This is a genomic window from Streptomyces sp. NPDC059900 (assembly GCF_050270335.1).
In the GTDB taxonomy this organism is placed as follows: Bacteria; Actinomycetota; Actinomycetes; order Streptomycetales; family Streptomycetaceae; genus Streptomyces.
In genome coordinates, this window is record NZ_JBNNJZ010000304.1 from 1 (window position 1) to 9,921 (window position 9,921).

The 9,921-nt window shown below is 72.2% G+C and carries 6 protein-coding genes and 1 pseudogene; 4 read left to right on the forward strand and 3 right to left on the reverse strand.

Annotated elements, in window-relative coordinates; all coding sequences use genetic code 11:
* Positions 1-162 (forward strand): annotated as a pseudogene (locus ACQKIP_RS29965) (family 43 glycosylhydrolase); the annotation flags it as partial.
* A 7-nt stretch (positions 163-169) separates the two neighbouring features.
* Here the strand turns inward: ACQKIP_RS29965 and ACQKIP_RS29970 are convergent.
* From ACQKIP_RS29970 to ACQKIP_RS29980, 3 genes are read right to left on the reverse strand one after another with little or no spacing between them, the layout of a single operon-like run.
* The gene (locus ACQKIP_RS29970) at positions 170-1,813 is read right to left on the reverse strand and encodes an amidohydrolase (protein WP_365854585.1); all 1,644 of its coding nucleotides are present in this window, start codon (positions 1,811-1,813) and stop codon (positions 170-172) included.
* Positions 1,814-1,849: 36 nt separating this feature from the next.
* Entirely contained in the window at positions 1,850-2,686 is an 837-nt protein-coding gene (locus tag ACQKIP_RS29975) for a mycofactocin-coupled SDR family oxidoreductase (RefSeq protein ID WP_365854583.1), read from the reverse strand.
* A gap of 53 nt (positions 2,687-2,739) precedes the next feature.
* The gene (locus ACQKIP_RS29980) at positions 2,740-3,783 is read right to left on the reverse strand and encodes an Lrp/AsnC family transcriptional regulator (protein WP_365854581.1); all 1,044 of its coding nucleotides are present in this window, start codon (positions 3,781-3,783) and stop codon (positions 2,740-2,742) included.
* 115 nt (positions 3,784-3,898) lie between these two features.
* Here ACQKIP_RS29980 and ACQKIP_RS29985 point away from each other — a divergent pair, with 115 nt between their 5' ends.
* From ACQKIP_RS29985 to ACQKIP_RS29995, 3 genes are all read left to right on the forward strand, one after another.
* Positions 3,899-5,449: an AbgT family transporter gene (locus tag ACQKIP_RS29985; RefSeq protein WP_365854579.1), complete on the forward strand. Its 1,551-nt coding sequence runs from the start codon at positions 3,899-3,901 to the stop codon at positions 5,447-5,449.
* A 53-nt stretch (positions 5,450-5,502) separates the two neighbouring features.
* On the forward strand, positions 5,503-6,666 hold the full coding sequence (locus tag ACQKIP_RS29990; RefSeq protein WP_365854577.1) for a M20 family metallopeptidase: 1,164 nt from the start codon (positions 5,503-5,505) through the stop codon (positions 6,664-6,666).
* A gap of 149 nt (positions 6,667-6,815) precedes the next feature.
* Positions 6,816-9,920, forward strand: a complete 3,105-nt coding sequence (locus ACQKIP_RS29995; protein ID WP_427744670.1) for an AfsR/SARP family transcriptional regulator — start codon at positions 6,816-6,818, stop codon at positions 9,918-9,920.
* Position 9,921 lies beyond the last annotated feature (1 nt).

Consider the following 9,921-nt stretch of genomic DNA (forward strand, 5'->3'; position numbering starts at 1 on the left):
CAGTTCAAGGACCGTGACGGCGGCCTGTGGGCGACCTTCTTCCGCAACCCGGCCTTCGGCTACTGGGCCGATCCCTCCCGCGTCGACGACGCGGCGGTGGCCGGTGTCGTACGCCTGGAGTGGACAGGGCCGAAGGGCAACCGGCTGTACGTGCGCCGCTAGGCCCGGATCAGGTCCCCGCCTCGTAGACCGGCTCCCCTTCGACGAACGTCATCTTGACCCTGGTGGCGTGCACTTGGGTGATTTTCGTTTCGAAGGGGTTCCGGTCGACGACGACGAGGTCGGCGAGCATGCCCGGTTCGATGCGCCCGACGCGGTGCGCCATGCCCTCCTGGCGGGCGGAGTTGACCGTGAACAGGTCGAAGGCCTGCTCAAGGGTGATGGCCTGGCCCGGTCCGAAGCTGTCGGCGCTGCCGCCCGGCCGCCGGCGGGTGACGAGCGTTTCGATGGCGGACCACGGGTTCACCGACGGCACCACGCACCAGTCGGAGCCGGGCACGACCAGTGCGCGGGCTTCGAGCATCTCGCGTACCGGCCAGACGCGTTCGACGGCTTCCGGGCCGACGGCGGTGGCGATGTCGGAGCAGATGGGGGAGGGCTGCCACAGGTAGGGGGAGACCTCGAACGTCGCGCCGATCTGTGCGGCGCGCTCGATGTCGCTCTTGGTCACGAAGGTGCAGTGTCCGACGTTGTGCATGTACGGGCCGGGCCCGTTGGCCGCGCGGGCGGCCTCGACGGCGCCGAGCGCCGCCCTGACCGCCGCGTCGCCGGCGGCGTGGAACTTGACGGTGATGCCCATGCGGTCGAACCGGGTCACCGCCTGGTCGAGGACGGCCGGCGGGATCGCGAGCATCCCGTGCCGGCTCGCCTCGTCGTCCCGTCCCGCCACCGTGTCCCGGTAGGGCTCGATCATCGCCGCCGTGTGGCTGTCGGTCGGCACTCCGTCGAGGAAGATCTTCACGCAGTCGGGCGCGAGGTGTTCGCTGCGGTAGAGGTTCCGCGCCGTGATCACCTCTTCGCACGCGGGGTCGTAGGGGGACCACACCAGGCAGAGGCGTACGTGCTGCCTGACGGCTCCGCGCGCGGCGAGGCGGGTGTAGGCGCGCAGTTCGGCCCGTGGCCCCGCGGTGAACCCCACCGCGGCCTCGGTGAACGAGGTGATCCCGTAGGACAGCATTTCTTGCAGGGCCCACTCCAGAGCCGCCTCGACTTCGTCGTCGGACGGTTTGGGGGCCGATGCGGCGAGCAGATCGGCGGCGGTCTCGCGCTGGATGCCGCTCGGTTTGCCCGCGCCGTCCCGCTCGAAGAAGCCGCCCGCCGGGTCGGGGGTGCCGGGGCCGATTCCGGCGGCGGCCAGGGCCGCGCTGTTGGCCCAGGAACTGTGTCCGCTGGTGTCCTCCAGGAGAACCGGATTGCGGGGCGCGACGGCGTCGAGCATGGTCCGGTTCGGGGTGGTGCCGAGCGCGGACGCGTCCCACTGCCCGCCCAGAACCCAAGCGCCGGGGGCGGTACGGGATATGTGCTCGGCCACGATGTGCAGGGTGTCGGCCAGGTTCGAGCCCTGCGGGACCTTGCAGCGGCGCTCGCGGATGCCGGCGTAGATCGGGTGTACGTGCAGGTCGTGCAGGCCCGGCAGGACGGTGTCACCGGCCAGTTCGACGACCTGGGTGGCCGGTCCGCGCCGTCGCAGCACCTCCTGGCGGCCGCCGGCGGTCTCGATGACACCGGCGCGTACGGCCAGCCCCTCGGCCCAGCCCGATGACGTCTTGACGTGCCCGCCCACCAGGATCGTGTCCGCGTAGTGATCGGTCATGACGCTCCACCTCGAGATCGGCTGCGGCCCGGCGGCTCAGCGGCGGTTGATGAATCCGGCGTCGACGGGCAGCGTGACGCCGGTGACGTAGCGGGCTTCGTCCGAGGCCAGCCACAGCACGGCGTTGGACACGTCGACCGCTTCGATCACGTCCACCGGAAGGGCGTTCGGCGCCGTCTCGGACAGGATCGCGTCCTGGGCGACGAACTCGACGATGGCCGGGTCGGTGACCATGGCGGTGGCCACGCCGGTGGGGTGCACGGAGTTCACCCTGATGCTGTGCCGGGCCAGGTTGTTGGCGTAGGTACGCATCAGCCCCACCGCCCCGTGTTTGGAGGCGGCGTAGCCGAGGCCGCCGTTGCTGGCCCCGCCGATGCCGACAAGGCCCGCGGTGGAGCTGACGATCACGATCGAGCCGCCCTGCTCGGCGGCGATCATCGACGGGACGGCCACTTCGATGGTGTGGAAGGTGCCGGTGAGGTTGACGTCGAGGGCGTCGTGCCAGGCCTGCACCCGGTCCTCCACGAGGAGCGGCGCGATCCCGGCGTTGGCGACCACGACGTCGATCTGCCCGAACTGGGCGAGCCCGGCGTCGTACACCTCCTGCAGAGCGTCCCGGTCGCGTACGTCCGCCTGCCGCGCCAGGATGCGGCGGCCCAGGGCCTCCACTTCCTCGACCGCGTCGTACAGGTCCTGCGGCGTCGACTGCGGGTAGGGCACGGTGTCGACCGACCGGCAGATGTCCACGACGACCAGGTCGGCGCCCTCCTCCGCCATCCGCCGTACATGACTGCGGCCGAGCCCTCCGGCCGCACCGGTGACAAAGGCGACCTTGCCGTCAAGACGCCGGGGGGATCCGCCGTGCGGGGTCATGTCTGTGATGTACCGCGGGGGAGCCGGGCTGGCCAGGGGGTGACGGGCGCGGGTTAGCGGGTGTGGTGGTCGGGCGAGAGGATGTCGTGGGCGCGGGGGCCCAGGACGAAGTCGTCGTCGCGGTCGATCCACTGGCGGCGCAGGACGGACAGGGCGACCAGGGTGTTGAGGCCGTTGAGGCCGGGGAGCGCGCCGAGGTCGTCGGTGACGAACCGGGACAGGTGTTCCTCGTCGGCGAAGACGCCGTGGTGCAGGATCGTGGCCGGCCCGGCGGTCATGACGGTGAACCGCGCGCAGGAGTGCTCGCCGAGTGCGGCGAGCACGGCCGGGATGTGCCGCGGCTGGACGTCGAGGGTGAACAGCGCGGTGATCGGGAATCCCAGGACGGCCGGTTCGATCTCCACCCGGGGGCGGACGGCGCCCGATTCCAGGAGCGACTGGATCGTCCGGTAGGCGGTGGACCGGCTGACGTCGAGTTCGCGGGCGACCTGCGCCGCGGAGACACGGCTGTCCTCGACGAGCAGTCGCAGCGTGCGGAACTCGATGTCGTTGAGGGGCGCGACGGTGCTGGTGGCCGCATCGGGGAGGGCGTCGGCCTGTTGGCGCAGTTCCTTCGCCTGCCGGGCGGTGAGCCGGTCGAGTCGCCAGGTGAATGCTTCGCGGGCGGAGCGCAGGACCAGGTGCGACTGGATCGAGGCGATGCCGGGGATCTCGGGCAGCGTCCGGGCGAGGAGGCGGCGCGGGTCCGTGCCGGGCAGGGGATAGAGGGTGCAGTAGATGTCGTAGTCGCCGCTGGTGGTCATGAGCGACTGGGCCTGCGGCACCTTCCGGATGGCCGCGGCGACATCGGCCGTGGCACCCGGCCTGCACTTGATCCACACCACGTAGGGGTTGCCGGTGGTGAGCAGCGACCAGTGCACGGTGCCGATGAAGCGCAGGAGCCCGAGCTGCTGGAGCCGCTGGATGCGGCGCCCGGCCGTGCTGGCCGAGGTGCCCAGGATCTCGGCGACCGCGTTGAGCGGCGCTCGGGGCGCGATCTGGAGCGCTGCCACCAGATGGAGGTCCGCGTCGTCGAGCTCGTGCTTCATCTCTTGCATGCGGACAGCCTACACAGACCGATCCTGTCATCAGAGATCTCACTCTTGACACAAAGAAGCATGCGGCTGTCTCATGGCGAGCCATATCGCCACTGATCAGCAGCGGGAGGCCCTCATGACCGAGGTGACGACGAAACAGCGGCGTTCGCCGACGACGGTGATCCTTCGCGTGCTGGACTTCGTGGACCGCGCGGGCAACAAACTGCCGCACCCGTTCTGGCTGTTCGTGATTCTCGGCGGACTGATCGTCGTGGCGAGCTGGCTCCTGGCCACGCTGGACGTCTCGGTGGTATCGCCCGCCGACGACAAGGTCATCGAAGTCAAGAGCATCGTGTCCGACGCCGGTGTGGAGATGGTCCTCGGCGACCTGATCACCAACTTCGTGAACTTCCCGCCGCTGGGACTGATCGTGGTGGTCATGCTCGGCGTCGCGATCGCGGACGGCACGGGCCTGCTCCCTGCCTTGATGCGCGCCGCCCTCGCCCGCGTCCCGGCCAAGATGGTGACCTTCGCCGTGGCGCTGACCAGCATGTTCTCCCATGTGGCCGGTGACGCCGCGTTCGTGGTGATGATCCCGCTCGGCATGATCGCGTTCCGTGCGGTGGGCCGCAGCCCGATCATCGGCGCCGTCGTGTCGTACGTGGCCGTGGGCGGCGCGAGCAGCGTCAGCCCGGTGATCGAGGGCTCCGACGCGATCTTCGCGGGCCTGACCACATCGGCTGCGCACACCATCGACCCGTCCTACTCGGTCACCCCGGTGTCGAACTGGTACTTCTCCGCGGCGTCCTGTCTGCTGCTCGCGGTCGTGATCACGCTGGTCACCGAAGCCGTCGTCGCACGCCGCGTCGACGCGATGAACGCCGCCGAACCGGAGCTGACCGACGTCGACGAACTGCCCGACATGACGCTGTCCGAGGACGAGCGCAAGGGCGTACGCCGGGCGATCACGGCCGGAGCGCTGTATCTGGCGGCCGTGATCCTGGCGATGCTGCCCGCGGGATCGCCCCTGCGCGGCGAGGGCGGTTCCATCGTGGCGTCACCGCTGCTCGACAACGTCGCCGTGGTGCTGATGCTCTTCTTCATGCTCATCGGCACCGTGTACGGGCTGACCGTGCGCACCATCACCGCCGCGCAGGACATCCCGGACCTGATGGGACGGGGGCTGCGCGAACTGGTCCCCGTCCTCGTGCTGTTCTTCGCGGTCTCGCAGTTCCTGGGCTACTTCAAGTGGACCAACATCGGGCAGGTCATCGCGATATCCGGCGCCAAGGTGCTGGACTCGCTCGGCGCGCAGCCCGTGGTGATCTTCGTCGGCGCGGTGCTCCTCGTCAGCCTGCTCAACCTCTTCCTCACCAGCGGATCGGCGATGTGGTCCCTCGTGGCACCGGTCCTCGTGCCCATGCTGATGCTCCTGAGCATCCGGCCGGAGACCACCCAGGCGCTGTTCCGCATCGCCGACGCGCCCACCAACAGCCTCAGCCCGATGAGCCCGTACTTCGTCATCGCCCTGGGATTCATCCGCCGCTACCGGCCCTCCGCGGGCATCGGCACCCTGATGTCCCTGGTCCTGCCGTTGGCCGTCGTCAACCTCGTCGTATGGCTGGCGATGTTCCTCGCCTGGTACGCGCTCGGCATCCCGCTCGGCCCCGGCGTCCCTGTCCGGTAGATCCCCGGGCTCCGCTGTATCCCCCGACCCCGCACACAGATTGGCGCACCCCCGTGTCCGCGAAGCCGTTGTCCACCTGGACCCGCACCCGCCTCGACGACCTGCTCACCGACCTCTCGGCGCTCGTCGGCCTCGAAACCCCCAGCACCGACAAGGCGTTGCTCGACACCGCCGCCGACTCGATCAGGACCTGGGTGGAGGACCGGCTCGGCCCGGCCGCCGCATGGACCCGCCACGAACAGGCGGAGCACGGCGACGTACTGACGGCGACCTACCCCGGCACTCCTGGCACCCCCGGCAAGCCGGTGCTCCTGATCTGCCACTACGACACGGTGTGGCCGGCGGGCACGCTGGCCGAGTGGCCCTTCACCGTGGCCGACGGGGCGGCCAGGGGGCCGGGCGTCTACGACATGAAGGCCGGGCTCGTCACGGGCGTCTGGGCGCTGCGGGCCCTGCGCGCCGCAGGGCTCGGGCACCCCGCGGTGACGTTCGTGTTCACCGGCGACGAGGAACTGGGCAGCCCGGTCTCGCGCCCCCTCATCGAAGCCGCGGCACGCGACTGCTCGGCGGCCCTGGTGCTGGAACCCGGCGTCGGCTGGGACGTCAAGACCGAACGCAAGGGCGTCGGCACCTTCAGCATCACCACCACCGGCATCGAGTCCCACGCCGGCAACGACCCCGCGGGCGGCGCCAGCGCGGTCCACGCACTGGCCGAGCTGGTCACCACGCTCGCCGCGGCGCAGGACCCCGACGCCGGGACCACGATCAACATCGGCACCTTCGACGGCGGCACCGCCCGCAACGTCGTCGCGGGCCGCGCGCACTGCCTCGTCGACGTCCGTATCACCCGGCAGGACGAAGCCGACCGCGTCGACGAGGTCTTCGCCTCGCTGCGGCCCGCCGATCCGCGCGTCGACGTGAGCATCGGCGGGGAGTGGAACCGCCCCGCGATGCGCCTGACCCCGGCGAGCGAGACCCTCTTCGCGCTGGCCGACGAGATCGCCACCGAGCTGCGCGGCCCCCTGGAGCCGATCAGTGTCGGCGGCGGCAGCGACGCCAACTTCATCGCCGCGCTCGGCGTGCCGGTCCTCGACGGGCTCGGCTCCAGCGGTGCGGGCCCCCACGCACGCCACGAACACGTGATCGTCGACGACATCCCCGACCGGGTCGCACTCGTGGCGGGCCTCTTGCACCGGATGGCCGCCGCGTCCGCCTGACGGTCGTGGGCCGGGCACCCCTGACGGTCAAGCGCGGGGCGGGGTGCCGGGGACGCCGCGCCCGGCGTGCCTCAACTCATCGCCCTGCAAGGGCGGTTGGGGGACCATGAGGTGAGAGCACATGCCGGTGACGCCTCGGGGGACAGACCATGGCACTGGAATACCGTCTGCTCGGACCGGTCGAAGCGCTGTGGGACGGCCGCCCCCTGCGGATGGGCGGGCCCAAGCCCCGCGCCCTGCTGGCCGCGCTGCTGCTGCGCGCCGGACACGTCGTGCCCGCCGCGGCCCTCGTGGACGTGGTCTGGGGCGACGACCCGCCCGAAACGGCCCGGGCGCTCGTCCAGACCTACGTCTCGGGACTGCGGCGGGCCCTGCCGGAAGGGCAGCGGGGAGCCATCGAGACACGGGCGCCCGGGTATGTGATCCGGCCGGATGCCGGGGCCGTGGACCTCGGGCGGTTCGAGGAGACGGCCGCCGCCGGACGGCAGGCCGCCGCGCAGGGGGACCACTTCGGCGCCGCCCGCCTGTTGCGCGACGCGCTCCTGCTCTGGCGCGGTTCCGCGCTCGGCGGGGTCGGCGAGGCGCTGCGCAACGAGGCGGCACGGCTCGACGAGGCCCGGCGGTGCGTACTCGAAGAGCGCATCGCCGCCGAACTCGAACACGGCGGCCGGGAAAGCGAGTTGATCACCGAGGTCAAGGGGCTCGTCGGCACCCACCCCACCAACGAGCGGCTGCGCGGCCAGCTCATGCTCGCCCTCTACCGGGTGGGACGGCAGGCCGACGCGCTCGCGGCCTTCGAGGAGGGCCGCGCCGTACTCGCCGCGGAACTCGGCATCGATCCCGGACCCGAACTCCGCCGGCTGCACGGAGCGATCCTGCGGGCCGAGCCCGGACTGCTGCGCGCCGAGAACGCCGCGGCGCCCGCCGACGTATCGGCGCCCCAGACGCCCGCCGCGCCCCGGCCCGTGTGCCTGCTGCCCGCCGCCATCCGGGACTTCACCGGGCGCAAGGCCGAGATCACCGAAGTCGTCGGCGGGCTCGTCGCGCCCCGGGACGCGACCTCCGTCGTGGTGGTGTCGGGCCCGGCGGGCGTCGGCAAGTCCGCCCTCGCGGTCAAGGCCGCCCACCTGGCGTCGCAGGCCTTCCCCGACGGGCAGCTGTACGCCGAACTCCAGGGCACCGGCGGGCCCTTGCCGCCCGGCGACATCCTGGGCAGGCTGCTGCGGGCGCTGGGCGCGGCACCGCCCGAGCACCTGGCCGAGCGCGTCGACCTCTTTCGCAGCCTCGTCGCGGGACGCCGCCTCCTCGTCGTCCTCGACGACGCGGACAGCGAGGCCCAGGTGCGGCCCCTGCTGCCGGGCAGCCCCGGCTGCGGCGTCCTGGTCACCTCGCGAGCCCGGCTCGGCGGCCTCGACGGGGCCCGGCGCACCGACCTCGCCGTCCTGGACGAGGCGCGCAGCCTGGAGCTTCTGGCCCGCGTCATCGGGCACCGGGACGCGCCGGAGGACCCCGCCGAGGACGCCGCGGCACGGCGCATCGTCACCCTGTGCGGCGGACTGCCGCTGGCCCTGCGGATCGCCGGGGCCCGGCTGGCCATGCGCCGGCACTGGACCGCGCGCGTCCTCGCCGACCGCCTTGAGGACGAGCGGCGGCGCCTGGACGAGCTGGCGGTGGGGGATCTGGAGGTACGCGCCAGCCTGGGCCTGAGCTACGCATCGCTCGATCACGACGCCCGCACCGTGCTGCGCCGCCTGGCCGCCCTCGGCCCGTGCGACACCGCCCCCTGGATGGCCGCGCTCCTGGTCGACGGGCCCGAGGACGACGTGGAGGAGGTGCTCGAACGGCTCGTCGACGCGCAGATACTGGACTGGACGGGCACCGACTCCGCCGGCCAGTCCCGCTACCGGGCCCACGACCTGGTACGGGTCTACGCCGCGGAACGGGCCGAGGCCGAGGACTCGCTCCGGGTGCGCACGGCGGCGGTGGGACGGGCGCTGGCGGGAGGACTGCGGCTTGTGGAGCGGGTCGCGCAGGAGGCTCACTCGGGGGTGGTCGTGCTGCGGCCCTACCTCGGCGGCTCGGCAAGCGTCAACCAGTCCGCGGGCGGCGCCGGGCCGCGGTGGGGCACGGAGAGCATGCCGGACCACGAGCCGGCCGCCGAGGTGGGGGCGGCGACCACGCGGCGGGCCCTGGCCGATCCGTACGCCTGGTTCGAGGCCGAGGCCGGTGCGCTGGCCACGGTCGTCGAGCGCGCCGCGGCCTTCGGCCTGCACACCCTTGCCTGCGCCGCGGCGACGGTGCTGTGCTCCTCGTCCTTCGCCGTCGGCAACCGTTTCGACGCCTGGTGGCGCAGCCATGACGCCGCGCTCACCGCCGCCCGGCGCGCCGAGGACCGCGCCGGCGAGGCGCTGCTGCTCATCGGCCTGGGACAACTGCGGTTCGAACAGGACCGGTACGCCGAGGCACAGGAGTACTTCCGCCAGGCCGAACCCCTGTGCGCCGCCATCGGTGATCTGCACGGCCAGGCCGCCGCCCTCGCGGGACTCGGCGGCAACCTGCGTGAACTGGGCCGGCTGGATGCCGCCGACGAGGCGTTGGGCCGCGCGGTCGGCGTGTTCCGGCGTCTGGGCGACGAGGCGGGCATCGGACTCGCCTGCCGGCTCCACGGCTCCGTGCGTCTGGAACGCGGCGACCACGAGCGAGCGGCGGCGCTCCTGGACGTATCGCTGAGGGCTTATCGGAGCCTGGGCAGCCGCCGGGGAGAAGCACTCACCCTGCGCTCGCTGAGCCTGCTGCACCGGTCCCTGGGAGCGTATGAGGAGGCCGAGCGGTACGCCGGACGGGCCCTTGAGATCCTCGCGGGACTCGGTGACCCGCTGATGGCGGCGTACGCGGAACGGGCGCGTGCCAAGGCCCGGTTGCGGCTGGGACGCACGCGCGAGGCGGAGGCGGAACTGCTCGGCGCGCTCGACGTCTGCCGGGACTACCGGGACCGTTTCGGCGAGGCGCTGACCCTGCGCACGCTCGGCGAGTGCGCCCTGGCCGACGGACGCCACCACGAGGCACAAAGGAGGCTGGACGCCGCCGTGAACCTGTGGGACGCCCTGGAGTTACGGCTGCCCAGGGCCCGCACGCTGCGCGACCTCGCAGCGACCCGGGAGGCGCTGGACGACGGGGCGGGGGCGGCGGAATTGCGCAGCGAGGCGTTGGCGGTGTTCACGGAGTACCGCACGCGCGAGCGCACGGAACTGTGAG

Coding starts and splice junctions, on each gene's coding strand:
- ACQKIP_RS29970 (WP_365854585.1), bottom strand. CDS start 1,813: ATGACCGATCACTACGCGGACACGATCCTGGTGGGCGGGCACGTCAAG.
- ACQKIP_RS29985 (WP_365854579.1), top strand. CDS start 3,899: ATGACCGAGGTGACGACGAAACAGCGGCGTTCGCCGACGACGGTGATC.
- ACQKIP_RS29975 (WP_365854583.1), bottom strand. CDS start 2,686: ATGACCCCGCACGGCGGATCCCCCCGGCGTCTTGACGGCAAGGTCGCC.
- ACQKIP_RS29995 (WP_427744670.1), top strand. CDS start 6,816: ATGGCACTGGAATACCGTCTGCTCGGACCGGTCGAAGCGCTGTGGGAC.
- ACQKIP_RS29980 (WP_365854581.1), bottom strand. CDS start 3,783: ATGCAAGAGATGAAGCACGAGCTCGACGACGCGGACCTCCATCTGGTG.